Genomic DNA, 13362 nt, shown 5'->3' with positions numbered 1-13362 from the left:
CCCCCGTACGTGCTCCAGCCAGCGCTCGGAGGCTCTTCGACCGGTACGATCGCATCACCTGCACCGTGCACGGCCGCCGCACCACGCCAGTCCGTCCGGGTCACCGGAGACACGCGGTGCCCATAGACCAGGAGGGCCCTATCACCACCGACATCGGCCGGACCAACGCCAAGGCGTCGAGCTGGACCTACTGCGAGGAGTTCGTGCCGGAGGACGACGTCCTCCTGCGCGCTCGCGAGCGTGCCGCCGAGCTGGGTTGCCCCGCCGTCCTGCCCGGCGTGGGCGCCGTCCTCCAGGCCCTCGCCGCGGCCCTCGCCGCCCGCGCCGTCGTCGAGATCGGTACGGGCACGGGCGTCGCGTCCCTCTGGCTGCTCCGGGGAATGCCCGAGGACGGTGTCCTGACCACGATCGACGTCGAGGTCGAGCACCAGCGGGCCGCCAAGGACGCCTTCGCCGAGGCGGGGATCCGCGCGACGCGCACCCGGACCATCCCCGGTCGGGCGAGCGACGTGCTGCCCCGGCTCACCGACGGCGCCTACGACCTCGTGCTCGTCGGGGCCGACCGGCACAGCTACCCCGAGTACGTCGAGCAGGCGCTGCGTCTCCTGCGACCGGGCGGGATCGTGGCCGTCGACGGTGCGCTCGTGGGCGACCGCGTCGCGGACCCGGCACGGCGCGACGAGGTCACGGCGATCGTCCGCGAGGTCGGCCGCTCCCTGCGTGCGGACGAGCGGGTCCTGCCTGCCATGATCCCCAGCGGCGACGGGCTCCTGCTGGGCGTCCGGCGGTAGCCGCACACGACGAGAGGGCCCCTCACCGAGACCGGTGAGGGGCCCTCTTCGATGCCAGGTCAGTCGAGGTCGCGCAGGAACTGCAGCAGGAGGCGCGCCCCGTAGCCGGTCGCGCCTTCCGTGACCTCGTGCCGCGACGCCGTGGCGCGCGCCGGCCCGGCGATGTCGAGGTGGACCCACGGCAACCCGCCCGTGAACTCGCGCAGGAACAGGGCAGCGGTGATCGACCCGCCGCCGCGCGCCTCGAGCGGCACGTGGCGCAGGTCCGCGACGTCCGAGCGCAGCGCGCTCGTGTAGTCCTCCACGAGCGGCATGTGCCAGACCCGCTCCCCCGTGACGGCCGCCGCCGCCTCGACGCCGCTCACGAGCTCCGGGCTCGTGGCGTACAGCGCCGCGTGCCCCCGCCCGAGCCCGACGCTGGCCGCGCCCGTGAGGGTCGCGACGTCGACCAGCAGGTCGGGTGCGAGGGTGGCGACCGCGTACCCGAGGGCGTCGGCGAGCACCAGGCGGCCCTCGGCGTCCGTGTTCGCGATCTCGACCGTCGTGCCCGAGTAGGTCTCCAGGACGTCGCCCGGCCGGTAGGAGTCGGCACCGAAGTGGTTCTCGGCGAGGGGCAGGACGGCCGTGACCTTGTGCCGCACGCCGGACTCCGCCGCTCCGAGCACGGCGGCCAGGGCGACGGCGGCTCCGGCCATGTCCGTCTTCATGGGCACCATGGCCTCACGGGGCTTGATCGAGAGCCCGCCCGTGTCGTACGTGATGCCCTTGCCGACGAGGACGACGTGGCGCTGGGCGGCCTCCGGCTCGTACGTGACGGTCACGAGGCGGGGCGGGCTGGCCGACGCGGCCCCGACGGCGAGGAGGGCGCCGAAGCCCTGTGCCGCGAGCTCCTTGGGGCCGAGCACCTCGACGGCGAGACCGGCAGCGCCGGCCAGGGCCGTGGCCTGCTCGGCGACCCACGCGGGGTCCTTGACGTTGGAGGGCGTGTTGGCCAGGTCTCGCACGAGCCACGTCGCGGTGGCCGCGACGCGGGCAGCCTCGAGCTGCGCCTCCTGGCTCTCGCCGAGCAGCACGAGCTGCTCCGCCGGGGCGTCCTGCACCGTGCCCTCGCCCGTGCCTGCGGTGGCGGGGCGACCGAAGCGAGGTATGCGGTAGGCCGCGAGGAGGTAGCCCTCGACGAAGGCCCGCACCCCCGTCGCGGTCGCGTCCGCGGTGGCTGCGCTGACGACCCGTTCGAGGCCGCGGGTGGCCCCGGCGAGCGCAGCGCCGGCACGGCGCAGCTCCAGGTCTGTGCCACCGCCGATCCCGAGCAGCACGATCGTCGACGGCAGACCGGCCCACGGCAGTCGGTGCGTGGATCCCGTGTGGGTCCGCGGCAGGTCGACCGTGGCCACCTGCCCTGCCGCGCCGCGGAAGGACCTGCCTCCGGAACGGTCCGCGAGCTCGGCCAGGTCGATGCCGTAGCGCGCGGTGGCGTCCACGGTCCCGGCACGCGGCTGGAGGCCGTCCTCCTCCTCGAGCGGAGGAGCGACGGCCACCACGAGCGCGGCGACCGCGTCGTCGGTGAGGAACGGACAGTCCAGGACCGTGCCCGGCGCCTCGACGACCTCGGGGAGGTGTCGAGGGGCACCGCCGACGGGCGGGAGGTCCGGGACTGGCTGGGCTGCCTGGGCTGCGCGCGCGGTCAAGACGTCTCAGCCCACGACGGCTTGGAGAGCCTCGCCCAGCTCGCTGGCCTCGGTCGCGTTGAGCTCCACCACGAGTCGACCGCCACCCTCGAGCGGGACGCGCATGACGATGCCGCGACCTTCCTTGGTGACCTCGAGCGGGCCATCCCCCGTACGCGGCTTCATCGCAGCCATTGTGGGCTCTCCATTCCGTAGTCCAGTACTGCTGTGGTCGACGTCCCGGCAGGTCGGCGGCGCGTTCCCGCGCCGACCGTCCAGAGGACGTCCAGGTACCATTCTAGTTCACCGATACGACACGCCGTGGCCGCAAATGCCCAGATCGTGACCTGAGCCGTGGCAGGACGTGGCCAGGAGCGCGCCGGGACGCGCGCGCATCGTGGCGCCAGGACTCGCTACGGTGGCCAGCCGCTGGGTGGCGTGAGCCGCCACAGCGCCCAGACCCACCAGACCTGCCCTGCCACGCCGGCGGCCAGGCATCCCCAGAACCACCATCGTGAGCGGGTCCACCCGAGCGTGACGGCCCCCAGTGGGAACGCGAGGAGCAGGAACCTGACGATGCTCGTCCAGGGCTCGATCACGGCGACCAGGTATCCCAGGTAGGCCAGCGGCCAGGCCTGGAGCTCCGGGCCCAGCCGCCGGGCGCCCGGGCTCAGCCCGAGTGCCGCCACCCCCGCGAGGACGGCCGCGAGCACCCACGGCCCGGCTCCGCCGAACAGGGCGCGCGAGACGTCCAGCCAGGGCACGAACGGCACCACGGGACCGGTCCCTCGCCAGGCGCCCTGCGTCAGGAAGTAGGCGTCCGAGCGCCCCGTGACGACCCCGCAGACGAGCTGCCACAGCAGCCCGCTGAGCACGGCGACGACGAGCAGGACGGCGATGCGCGCGGCGTCCCGCCACGGGAAGGGTGCCGGGCCGGGAGCCCCGGCGAGGGCCACCGCACCGGTGGGTACGGCCCCTGCGGGTACCGCGCCCGCCTCCGGCGCACCCGGCGAGGCGCGGAAGGGTGAGGCGCCGCCGGGCGGGCCGCTCCCCACCGCGGCGGCGACCGACCGGCGCGCCTGCCGCCACTGCCGGTACCGCACGACGGCGTGCCACGCCACGACCAGCGCGAGCGGCAGCGCGACCGCGCGGGTGAAGCCGAGGAGCACGATCACGAGCGCCGCCCACTCGTAGCGCCTCGCCCAGATCAGGTACAGGGCCGCGGCGACCAGGAGCAGCGCGAGCGCCTCGGTGTAGGCGACCTGGAGGACGACCGAGGACGGGAAGACGCTGACGAGCGCGACCGTCGCGAGCGGCAGGCCGGGCCGCCGCGCGACGGCCCGGTGCCCGGCCCGCTCCACGAGGCGGTGGATGACGAGCATCGCCCCGGCGCCGCAGAGCAGGGAGATCGTGGGCGCCACGACGTCCCAGCCCAGCCCGGTGACCTGCTGGACCGCGCGGACCATGAACGGGAACAGGGGGTAGAAGGCCCAGACGTTCTGCTGCACGGCCCCGCCGGGTCCGACGGGCAGCTCCGCGGGGTACCCCTGCGCGGCGATCTGCTGGTACCACGAGGCGTCCCACATCCGCCCCGTCCACGCGCTGTACGACGGCGCGGCGTCCGTCCAGAGGTTGGCCTCCTGCCAGCGCGAGACGACCAGGAGGATCACGGTGGTGACGAGCCGCGCCGCGACGTAGACCGCGAGCACCCGGACCCACCAGGGCCACCGCGCCGGGACCAGCGCCGCAGGCCGGGGTCGCGGAACAACGGCTGGCACGCTGGGCACGGCCGATGCGTCCGCGCCGCTCGTCCCGTCCGCGGCCGCGTCGCGACGACTCATGCCAGACCGCGCAGCGCGCGCGCCGGCGGTGCGTCCCCGCGGATCGCCGCGACGGTCTCGAGGACCCGACGGGTCGCGGCGACGTCGTGCGCACGGAACACGCGGGCGCCGAGCCACGCTGCGACCGCGGTCGCGGCGAGCGTCCCCTCGAGGCGCTCGTCGGCGGCCAGGTCGAGCGTCTCGCCGACGAAGTCCTTGCGCGAGAGCGCCATGAGCAGCGGGTACCCGAGACCCGCGAGCGCCTGGGTCCTGCGCACCAGGTGGAGCGAGTGCCAGGTGTTCTTGCCGAAGTCGTGGGTCGGGTCGACGAGGACGGACGCGGGCGGCACGCCGCACGCGACGGCGCGCGCCGCGGCGGCGGTCAGGGTCGCCACGACGTCCTGCACGACGGCGTCGCGAGGGTCGTGCGGCCGGGTCGCCCCGTCCTGGTCCGCGGTCGGGTAGGCGACGCGGAACGGGTCGGTCCGAGGCAGGGCCCCGCCCGTGTGCGAGCACACGACGCCCACGCCGAGCTCGCCCGCGACCTCGACCAGGGCCGGGTCGTGCCCGGCCCAGGTGTCGTTGATCAGGTCGGCGCCGGCCAGGGCCGCCTCGCGGGCGACCTCGGCCCGCCAGGTGTCGACGCTCACGAGCAGGTCGGGGAACTCCGCGCGCACCCGTTCCACGAAGGGCACGACGCGTCGGATCTCCTCGGTCGGGGTGACCTCGGGCCCGGTGCCGGCTCGCACTCCGCCGACGTCGACGATCGCGGCCCCTTCGGACCATGCGCGTGCGACGGCCTCGAGGGCGGCTCCGTCGTCGAGCTGGCGCGCCGGGGCGTAGAACGAGTCGGTCGTGCGGTTGACGATCGCCATGACCACCGGCCGCTCGGGGCGCCCGGGGGCCGTCTCGTCGACACCGACCTCCCGACCCCGCAGGACCAGCGGTGCGCTCTGCGGCGGGACCCCGTGCACCGTCGGCCGGGGAACCGTGGGCGCTGCGCCCTGCGCCCCGGCTCGCTCCTCCGGGCGGGGTGCGTGCGTCACCGGTCGCCGGCCGCCCGCTGCTGGGCGGCTGCGGTGTCCGCCACGGCCTCGAGCTCTTCGGCGCGGAGCTCCGCCCCTCGCTCGCACACGTACTCGACGGCCTCGACGGGGTCGTCGCACAGGTACAGCAGGTCGAGGTCGTGGGCGCTGATCATGCCGCGCCCGGCGACGGTCGTGCGCGCCCAGTCGAGCAGCCCCTGCCAGTACCCGGTGTCCACGAGAGCGATGGGGAACTCGGTGACCTTGTGCGTCTGGACCAGGGTCAGCGCCTCGAAGAGCTCGTCGAACGTGCCGAACCCGCCCGGCAGGACGACGAAGCCCTGCGCGTACTTCACGAACATGGTCTTGCGGGCGAAGAAGTACCGGAAGTTCACGCCGAGGTTGACGTACTTGTTCATGCCCTGCTCGAACGGGAGCTCGATCCCGAGGCCGATCGAGAGACCTCCTGCCTCGTTGGCCCCCTTGTTCGCGGCCTCCATGATCCCGGGACCGCCACCCGTGATGACCGCGAGGTCGCGCTCGGCGAGGAGGCGGCCGACCTGCTCGGCCAGCGCGTAGTCGGGGTGCTCGGGGCTCGTGCGCGCCGACCCGAAGACCGACACGGCCGGGCCGACCTCGGCGAGGGCTCCGAAGCCCTCGACGAACTCGCTCTGGATCCGCATGACCCGCCACGGGTCGCTGTGCACCCAGTCCGCGCTGCCCGCGGTGTCGAGCAGCCGCTGGTCGGTCGTCTGCTGGGGAATCTGCTCGCCCCGCAGCAGCACCGGTCCCTTGCGGTACCCGGTGCCTGCCTGGGGAACTCCGTCGTCGCTCATGCTCTCGAGCCTAAGCCGTCCCGGGGCCGGTGGCGGGGACGGTCAGCGGGTGAGCCACGCGTGCAGCGCGTCGTGGCACAGTGCGAGGTGACCGACCGGGCAGCGCTCGTCGTCCTTGTGCGCGAGCACGGGGTCGCCGGGGCCGAAGTTCACGGCCGGGATCCCCATCTCGGCGAAGCGCGCGACGTCGGTCCAGCCGTACTTGGGCGCGGGGCCGCCGCCCGTGAGCTCGAGCACCGTGGCGGCGAAGTCCGCCGCGAGCGGGTCGTCGAGCCCGGGACGCGCACCGGGGGCGGCGTCGGTGACGACCACCTCGAAGCCGGAGAACAGGTCGCGGACGTGCGCCTCGGCGTCGGGCAGGGTGCGCGAGGGCGCGAAGCGGTAGTTGACCGTGACCACGCACTCGTCCGGGATGACGTTCCCCGCGATGCCGCCGCGGATGCCGACCGCGTTCATGCCCTCGCGGTAGACGAGGCCCTCGACCTCGATCGACGCGGGCTCGTAGGCCGCGAGACGGTCGAGCACGACCGACGCCGAGTGGATCGCGTTGGAGCCCATCCAGGCACGCGCCGAGTGCGCCGTGACCCCGGGCACGCGGACCTCGACCCGCAGCGTCCCGTTGCAGCCACCCTCGATGCCGGCCGCCGTGGGCTCGCCGAGGATCGCGAAGTCGCCCTGCAGGAGCTCGGGGCGGTTGCGTGCGAGGCGACCCAGTCCGTTGAGGTCGGACGCGACCTCCTCGAGGTCGTAGAAGACCCAGGTGACGTCCTGGTTGGGTTCCGTGAGCGACGCCGCGAGCGCGAGCTGGATCGCGACACCACCCTTCATGTCGACCGTCCCGCGCCCCCAGACCTCGGCCTGGGCACCTTCGCCGACCACGCGGGTGGGCAGGTTCGGCGGGTCGGTGAGCGGCACGGTGTCGATGTGCCCGGCGATCACGACGCGGCGCGAGCGCCCGAGGTGCGTGCGGGCGACGATCGCGTCGCCGTCGCGCACGACGTCGAGGTGCGCGAGCGGTCGCAGCGCGGCCTCTATCGCGTCCGCCAGCGCCTTCTCGTCCCCGCTCACGGACGGCGCGTCGCACACCGCGCGGAAGAGCGCGAGGAGGTCGCCGTCGAGGTCGAGCCGGATCGCGGGAGTCGACGACGCGGGCGGTGCGCTGTGGTCGGAGGTCTGGAAGGAGGTCTCGTCGCTGGTCACACGCAGACCCTACCCGGACGGTTCACCACCCGCGCCGAGGTGGCCGATAGGGTGAAGGCATGACTTCAGCGACCCCCACCGGCGCCGCACCCGGCCCCCGCACCGCCTGGGCCTTCGGCCTCGCCACCGTGACCGACGAGGGCACCGTCCTCGACGTCTGGTACCCGTCCCCCGCCCTCGGGCAGGCCCCGGCGGACGAGACCACCCCCGCCTCGCTCGACGCCCTCACGGAGCGCGACGACGCGCGCCGCGTGGACGTCGTGGTCGTGCGCACCGAGATCGACCTCGACGCCGCCCCTGTGGGCGCGGCCGACGCCTACCTGCGGCTGCACCTCCTCTCGCACCGCCTCGTCGTCCCGCACGGCCTCAACCTGGACGGTGTCTTCGGGGCGCTCGCCAACGTCGTGTGGACCAACCACGGGCCGTGCGCGGTCGAGGGCTTCGAGGAGACCCGCCTGCGCCTGCGGGCCGCGACGGGCCAGCCGGTGCAGGTCCTCGGGGTCGACAAGTTCCCCCGCATGGTCGACTACGTCGTCCCCTCGGGCGTCCGCATCGCCGACGCCGACCGGGTCCGCCTCGGTGCTCACCTCGCCGCGGGCACGACCGTCATGCACGAGGGCTTCGTCAACTTCAACGCCGGGACGCTCGGCACCTCGATGGTCGAGGGCCGCATCTCGGCCGGTGTCGTCGTGGGCGACGGGTCCGACATCGGCGGCGGCGCGTCCATCATGGGCACCCTGTCCGGCGGCGGCCGCGAGGTCATCTCCATCGGCCAGCGCTCGCTGCTCGGCGCCAACGCAGGCCTCGGCATCCCGCTCGGGGACGACTGCGTCGTCGAGTCCGGGCTCTACGTGACCGCCGGGACCAAGGTGACCCTCGTCGGCCGCAGCGGCCCCGACGGCACCCCGGTCGTCGTCAAGGCTCGCGAGCTCTCGGGACAGGCCAACCTCCTCTTCCGCCGCAACTCGCTCACGGGCGGTGTCGAGGCGGTCTCGCGCACGGGCGTCGGGATCGAGCTCAACGCCGCGCTGCACGCCAACTGACGTGTCCGCCACCAAGGGTCCCTCCGGTCCGCAGGGCACCGCGCCCTTCTTCGGACCGGAGGGCCCGGGGTCCGCGCCGCGCACGCCACGCGACCGGCCCCGGCGGCGGCCGCTGCGACTCGCCGTGACGGTCGTCGCCGTGCTCGCGGTCGCGACGACCGGGGTCGTCCTGGCCCTCAACCGGCTCGACGACCACAGCCCGGTCGCCGAACGGTGCGCGGCGACGGCCGACGGACAGGCCTGGCACCTGTCGCCAGCGCAGTCCGACAACGCCGCCCTCATCGCGGTCACGACCGTCCGGCGGGGCATGCCGGCCCGCGCGGCGACGATCGGTCTCGCGACGGCCCTGCAGGAGTCACGCCTGCTCAACATCGACTACGGCGACCGCGACTCGATCGGCCTGTTCCAGCAGCGTCCCTCGCAGGGCTGGGGCACGATCGAGCAGATCATGGACCCCGTCTACTCGACGACGGCGTTCTACGACGGCCTCGACAAGGTCGACGGCTACACCGAGCTGCCCGTGACCGTGGCGGCCCAGGCCGTGCAGCGCTCCGGGTTCCCCGACGCGTACGCGCAGCACGAGTCCCGCTCGCGCGCCTGGGCATCCGCTCTCACGGGCAACTCCCAGGGCACCCTGACGTGCGACCTGGCTCCCGTCGACCCCGCGACGCTCGTGAGCACCCAGGAGTCGGTCTCCGGCCTCGAGGCGCGGGTCCAGCGCGATCTCGGCGACCTGCCGGTCACCGCCGACGGGGCGGCCGTGACGGTCGACGCCCTGCCGCTCGCGGGGAACCCACCGGAGGCGGACCGGGCAGGCTGGGCCGTCGCCCAGTGGGCCGTGGCGAGCGCCGACGCGACCGACGTCGTGCAGGTCGACGTCGGAGACCGGACCTGGTCCCGCGAGTCGCCCGAGTGGGCCGCTGCCGAGGCCACCGACGGTTCGCCGCACCCCGGCCCGGGACAGGTCCGCGTCACGGTCGCGACGACCGACGAACCCTGACCCGCTCGTTCGGCGTCCTCGTCGAGGACCTTCCGCCCGAGCCCGGAGACGCGGACGGCGCCCCGCACCGTGAGGTGCGGGGCGCCGTCGGGCGGACGCGGGGTGAGGTCAGCGACCGTCGACCGGCACGTACGGACGCTCGGTCGCGCCCGTGTAGACCTGGCGCGGGCGCCCGATCTTGGTCTGCGGGTCCTTCATCATCTCGCGCCACTGCGCGATCCAGCCGGGCATGCGGCCCAGCGCGAACAGCGGCGTGAACATGGCCGGCGAGAAGCCCATGGCCTTGTAGATCAGGCCGGTGTAGAAGTCGACGTTCGGGTAGAGCTTGCGCTCGATGAAGTAGTCGTCGTTGAGCGCGATCTCCTCGAGACGCAGCGCGATGTCGAGGAGCTCGTCCTTCTTGCCGAGGGTCGACAGGACCGCGTCGGCCTTGGCCTTGACGATCGCGGCGCGAGGGTCGTAGTTCTTGTAGACCCGGTGCCCGAAGCCCATGAGCCGGACACCGTCCTCCTTGTCCTTGACCTTCTTCATGAAGGTGTCGACGTCGAAGTCGCTGTGCTGGATCTTGTCCAGCATCGACAGGACGGCCTCGTTGGCGCCACCGTGCAGCGGGCCCGAGAGGGCGTTGACCCCGGCGGCGACCGAGGCGTAGAGGTTCGCGTGGCTCGAGCCCACGACGCGGACCGTCGAGGTCGAGCAGTTCTGCTCGTGGTCCGCGTGCAGGATGAGGAGCTTGTCGAGCGCGTCGACCACGGTCGGGTCGGACTCGTACTTCTCGTAGGGCGTCGCGAAGGTCATGCGCAGGAAGTCGTCGACGTAGCCGCGCGAGTAGTCCGGGTAGAGCAACGGCTCGCCCACGGCCCGCCGGTGCAGGTAGGACGTGATGGTCCGCGTCTTGGCGAGGAGCAGGACCGTCGCGAGCTCGACCGTGTCGTCGTCGAACGGGTCGAGGGAGTCGGGGTAGAACGTCGACAGCGCGTTGATGGCCGAGGAGAGCACGGCCATCGGGTGCGCGTTGCGGGGGAACGTCCCCATGAACGTCCGGAAGTCCTCGTGCACCAGGGTGTGGCGGTTGACGCGCTCGACGAACGCGTCGAGCGTGGGACCGTCGGGGAGCTCGCCGTGGATCAGGAGGTAGGCGACCTCGAGGAACGTCGACTTCTCGGCGAGCTGGTCGATCGGGTAGCCGCGGTAGCGCAGGATGCCCGCGTCGCCGTCGATGTACGTGATCTCCGACTCGCACGAGGCGGTGTTCATGAACCCGGGGTCCACGGTGACGAGCCCGGTCGACTTCAGCAACGAGGAGACGACGATGCCGTCGTTGCCCTCGGAGGCTGCGACCACGGGCAGGTCCTGGCTCGATTCGTTGACGACGAGCCGAACTGTCGCCTGCTGGGTGGTGGTCATGTCTTCCTTCCTTGCGCGCGGCCGCACCCCCTGCGGGTGGCTGCGCGTGTCTTTCGTGGTGTCGCTGCGAGATCGTCACCTGTCCGGCCCGGATGCTGGATGGCCGAGAACGTCGGACAGCATTGGCCTGGGTCGACGGTACTCGCTTCACCCACACGTGACCAATCTGGAACGGTCACGAAACCGTCACGCGGGTGTGATGCGAGTCACAGGCGAGAACGTGCAGGGATTGCCCCAACAATCCCCCGGGCCCGCGCAGGCGGTCACCGCCCGGAGAGCCGGGCCGCAGCCTCGTGCACCCTCTCGTCGCTCGCGGTGAGAGCGACCCGCACGTGCCCCGCGGCCGCCGGGCCGTAGAACGCGCCCGGCCCCACGAGGATCCCGAGGTCCGCGAGGTCCCCCACGACCGACCAGCAGTCCCCCGACGCGTCCACCGCGCCCGCGGGGCGCGACCACAGGTAGAGCCCCGCCTGGGAGCCGTCGACCTGCAGGCCGACCTCACCGAGCGCGGGCAGCAGCACGTCCCGACGGCGCCGGTAGACCTCGCGCTGCGCCGCGACGTGCGCGTCGTCCGTGAGCGCCGCCACCATGGCCGCCTGGACCGGCGCGGGCACGATCATGCCAAGATGCTTGCGCGTCGTCAGCAGGTCCGCGACGACCGCGGGGTCGCCCGCGACGAACGCGGCCCGGTATCCCGCGAGGTTCGACTGCTTGGACAACGAGTACGCCGCGAGCAGCCCGTGCGTCGAGCCTCCGCTCACGCGCGGGTCGAGGATGCTCGGCACCCCCTGGCCCGCGAACGGCTCCTCCCAGGCGAGCTCGGCGTAGCACTCGTCGCTCACGACGAGCGCACCGATCTCCCGCGCCGCGGCCACGACGCGCGCGAGCTCCTCGACCCCCAGGACCTCACCCGTCGGGTTGCCCGGCGAGTTGACCCAGACGAGCCGCACGTCGCTGCGCCCGGCCCAGTCCTCGACCCGGTCGGTCGCGAGCGGGGTCGCCCCGGCGAGGCGCGCGCCCACGTCGTACGTGGGATACGCCGTGGCGGGGTGCACGACGACGTCGCCCGGGCCCAGCCTCAGCAACGAGGGCAGCAGACCGACGAGCTCCTTGGAGCCCACCGTGGGCAGGACGGCGTCCGGGTCGAGCCCCGGCACACCACGTCGGCGGTCGAACCAGCCGACGACGGCCTCACGCAGCGCGGAGGTACCGTGCGTGGTCGGGTAACCGTGCGCGTCGCCCGCGGCGGCGAGCGCGTCACGGACGACGGCGGGCGTCGGGTCGACCGGCGTCCCGATCGACAGGTCGACGATGCCCCGCGGGTGCGCGCGCGCACGCTCCGCGTAGGGCGTGAGCGAGTCCCACGGGTAGGCGAGGCCACCCAGGTCGGCGAATCCCATGCTCGGCTGCCCGCTCAGGCCTGCGGGGCCAGGGCCGCGATCATCGGGTCGTCCTTCTCGATCATGCCCATCTTCGCCGCACCACCGGGCGAACCCAGGTCGTCGAAGAACTCCACGTTCGCCCGGTAGTAGTCGCTCCACTCCGACGGCACGTCGTCCTCGTAGTAGATCGCCTCCACCGGACACACCGGCTCGCACGCACCACAGTCAACGCACTCGTCAGGATGGATGTACAACGACCGCTTGCCCTCGTAGATGCAGTCCACCGGACACTCCTCGATGCACGCCTTGTCCTTCACGTCCACACAAGGCTGAGCAATCACGTACGTCACGTCGGAGGTTCCCTTTCACCTGCTGCACCGAGCACTTCCCCCTAGTATCGCTCAGGAACGGGGCATCCCGGCCATCGGCGGACGAAGAGAGCGTGAGCACGACCATGGACTCCACCCCGCGCCCGGCGCTCGACCCGGAGTGGACCACGTGGCCCCCGGGCGCTCGCGTCGTGGTCCGGCGACGACTGACACCGGACGAGGTACGCGCCACCCAGGACCCCGCGACCGGGGAGGGCAGGTCGGTGACCGACGTGATCGGCATCGTCCTGTCGGTCTCCCCCGGGGCCTCGATCAGCCTGCGCACGGACGCGGGGGGCTCGCACGAGTCGGTCGAGGTGACGATCCCCGCCGAGCAGCTCGTCGCCGCCAAGCGGATCCCGCCCCGGCCCCCGCGCAGGCTGCCGCGTCAACCGGTCGACTGACCGGCCTCAGGCCGGGACGACCGCCGCGATCGCGCTCACCTCGATCAGCGCGCCGGGCACGCCCAGGCCCGCGACGCGCGCGGCCGTGACGAGCGGCGGTACGCCCGGTCCGGCGAGCCGGGGCGCGATCGCGCCGTAGGCCGCGCCCAGGTCGGCGTCCTCGACCAGCAGGACGGTCCACTGCACGACGTCGGCGAGCGTCGCGCCGGCCGCCTCAAGCGCGACGCTGACGTTGTCGATGGTCCGGACCGACTGCTCGGCGACGTCGTCCGAGACGACCGCCCCCGTGTCGTCGACGCCGTTCTGGCCGCCGACGTAGATGGTCGCGGCGCCCGGCGGGACGATCGCGACGTGGCTGAACGCCGGGCTCACGACGAGCCCGGCCGGCTGAATCCGTGTGATCTCCATGACGTCCACGG

At 73.3% G+C, this 13362-nt stretch carries 14 protein-coding genes; 4 read left to right on the top strand and 10 right to left on the bottom strand.

Going from position 1 to position 13362, the window contains the following annotated elements; genetic code table 11:
- Positions 1-122: 122 nt before the first annotated feature.
- A complete protein-coding gene (locus tag ACFVQ3_RS00200) occupies positions 123-791 on the top strand; it encodes an O-methyltransferase (RefSeq protein ID WP_387634125.1) in 669 nt (222 codons plus the stop codon).
- Between the two features lie 59 nt (positions 792-850).
- Here the strand turns inward: ACFVQ3_RS00200 and ACFVQ3_RS00195 are convergent, their stop codons facing one another.
- From ACFVQ3_RS00195 to dapE, 6 genes are all read right to left on the bottom strand, one after another.
- Positions 851-2479: a leucyl aminopeptidase family protein gene (locus tag ACFVQ3_RS00195; protein ID WP_387633716.1), complete on the bottom strand. Its 1629-nt coding sequence runs from the start codon at positions 2477-2479 to the stop codon at positions 851-853.
- Positions 2480-2485: 6 nt separating this feature from the next.
- A complete protein-coding gene (locus ACFVQ3_RS00190; RefSeq protein WP_064506638.1) occupies positions 2486-2653 on the bottom strand; it encodes a DUF3117 domain-containing protein in 168 nt (55 codons plus the stop codon).
- A 218-nt stretch (positions 2654-2871) separates the two neighbouring features.
- Positions 2872-4236, bottom strand: a complete 1365-nt coding sequence (locus ACFVQ3_RS00185) for a hypothetical protein (RefSeq protein ID WP_387633714.1) — start codon at positions 4234-4236, stop codon at positions 2872-2874.
- Between the two features lie 59 nt (positions 4237-4295).
- On the bottom strand, positions 4296-5252 hold the full coding sequence (gene folP / locus ACFVQ3_RS00180; protein WP_387634123.1) for a dihydropteroate synthase: 957 nt from the start codon (positions 5250-5252) through the stop codon (positions 4296-4298).
- Positions 5253-5320: 68 nt separating this feature from the next.
- Positions 5321-6139, bottom strand: a complete 819-nt coding sequence (locus ACFVQ3_RS00175; protein WP_387633712.1) for a TIGR00730 family Rossman fold protein — start codon at positions 6137-6139, stop codon at positions 5321-5323.
- A gap of 42 nt (positions 6140-6181) precedes the next feature.
- Positions 6182-7270, bottom strand: coding sequence for a succinyl-diaminopimelate desuccinylase (dapE, locus tag ACFVQ3_RS00170; protein ID WP_387634121.1), 1089 nt, complete (start codon positions 7268-7270; stop codon positions 6182-6184).
- A gap of 128 nt (positions 7271-7398) precedes the next feature.
- Between dapE and dapD the strand changes: the two genes are divergently transcribed.
- Entirely contained in the window at positions 7399-8382 is a 984-nt protein-coding gene (dapD, locus tag ACFVQ3_RS00165) for a 2,3,4,5-tetrahydropyridine-2,6-dicarboxylate N-succinyltransferase (RefSeq protein WP_387633710.1), read from the top strand.
- Between the two features lie 124 nt (positions 8383-8506).
- The gene (locus ACFVQ3_RS00160) at positions 8507-9382 is read left to right on the top strand and encodes a hypothetical protein (RefSeq protein WP_387633708.1); all 876 of its coding nucleotides are present in this window, start codon (positions 8507-8509) and stop codon (positions 9380-9382) included.
- Positions 9383-9490: 108 nt separating this feature from the next.
- Here the strand turns inward: ACFVQ3_RS00160 and ACFVQ3_RS00155 are convergent, their stop codons facing one another.
- The 3 genes from ACFVQ3_RS00155 to fdxA form a co-directional block, all read right to left on the bottom strand.
- Complete coding sequence (locus ACFVQ3_RS00155) at positions 9491-10789, bottom strand: citrate synthase (RefSeq protein ID WP_191794409.1); 1299 nt, start codon at positions 10787-10789, stop codon at positions 9491-9493.
- 263 nt (positions 10790-11052) lie between these two features.
- Entirely contained in the window at positions 11053-12189 is a 1137-nt protein-coding gene (gene dapC, locus ACFVQ3_RS00150) for a succinyldiaminopimelate transaminase (RefSeq protein ID WP_387633706.1), read from the bottom strand.
- Between the two features lie 14 nt (positions 12190-12203).
- Positions 12204-12521 carry a ferredoxin gene (gene fdxA / locus ACFVQ3_RS00145; protein ID WP_056764260.1) on the bottom strand — a complete coding sequence of 106 codons (318 nt, stop codon included), beginning with the start codon at positions 12519-12521 and terminating at the stop codon, positions 12204-12206.
- Positions 12522-12613: 92 nt separating this feature from the next.
- Here fdxA and ACFVQ3_RS00140 point away from each other — a divergent pair, with 92 nt between their 5' ends.
- Complete coding sequence (locus ACFVQ3_RS00140) at positions 12614-12943, top strand: DUF6725 family protein (RefSeq protein ID WP_387633703.1); 330 nt, start codon at positions 12614-12616, stop codon at positions 12941-12943.
- Positions 12944-12949: 6 nt separating this feature from the next.
- On the opposite strand, the gene ACFVQ3_RS00135 is transcribed toward ACFVQ3_RS00140, so the two are convergent.
- A complete protein-coding gene (locus ACFVQ3_RS00135) occupies positions 12950-13351 on the bottom strand; it encodes a RidA family protein (protein ID WP_387633701.1) in 402 nt (133 codons plus the stop codon).
- Between the last annotated feature and the right edge of the window lie 11 nt (positions 13352-13362).

The organism is Oerskovia sp. NPDC057915, assembly GCF_042887685.1.
GTDB lineage: Bacteria > Actinomycetota > Actinomycetes > Actinomycetales > Cellulomonadaceae > Oerskovia.
Note: the sequence above shows the minus strand (reverse complement) of the source record. Positions and strands in the feature narration are given on the sequence as shown.

Excerpts from the sequence above, each read along its gene's own strand:
- ACFVQ3_RS00190 (WP_064506638.1), bottom strand. The coding sequence starts at position 2,653 with ATGGCTGCGATGAAGCCGCGTACGGGGGATGGCCCGCTCGAGGTCACC.
- ACFVQ3_RS00175 (WP_387633712.1), bottom strand. The coding sequence starts at position 6,139 with ATGAGCGACGACGGAGTTCCCCAGGCAGGCACCGGGTACCGCAAGGGA.
- dapD (WP_387633710.1), top strand. The coding sequence starts at position 7,399 with ATGACTTCAGCGACCCCCACCGGCGCCGCACCCGGCCCCCGCACCGCC.
- ACFVQ3_RS00155 (WP_191794409.1), bottom strand. The coding sequence starts at position 10,789 with ATGACCACCACCCAGCAGGCGACAGTTCGGCTCGTCGTCAACGAATCG.
- dapC (WP_387633706.1), bottom strand. The coding sequence starts at position 12,189 with ATGGGATTCGCCGACCTGGGTGGCCTCGCCTACCCGTGGGACTCGCTC.
- ACFVQ3_RS00135 (WP_387633701.1), bottom strand. The coding sequence starts at position 13,351 with ATGGAGATCACACGGATTCAGCCGGCCGGGCTCGTCGTGAGCCCGGCG.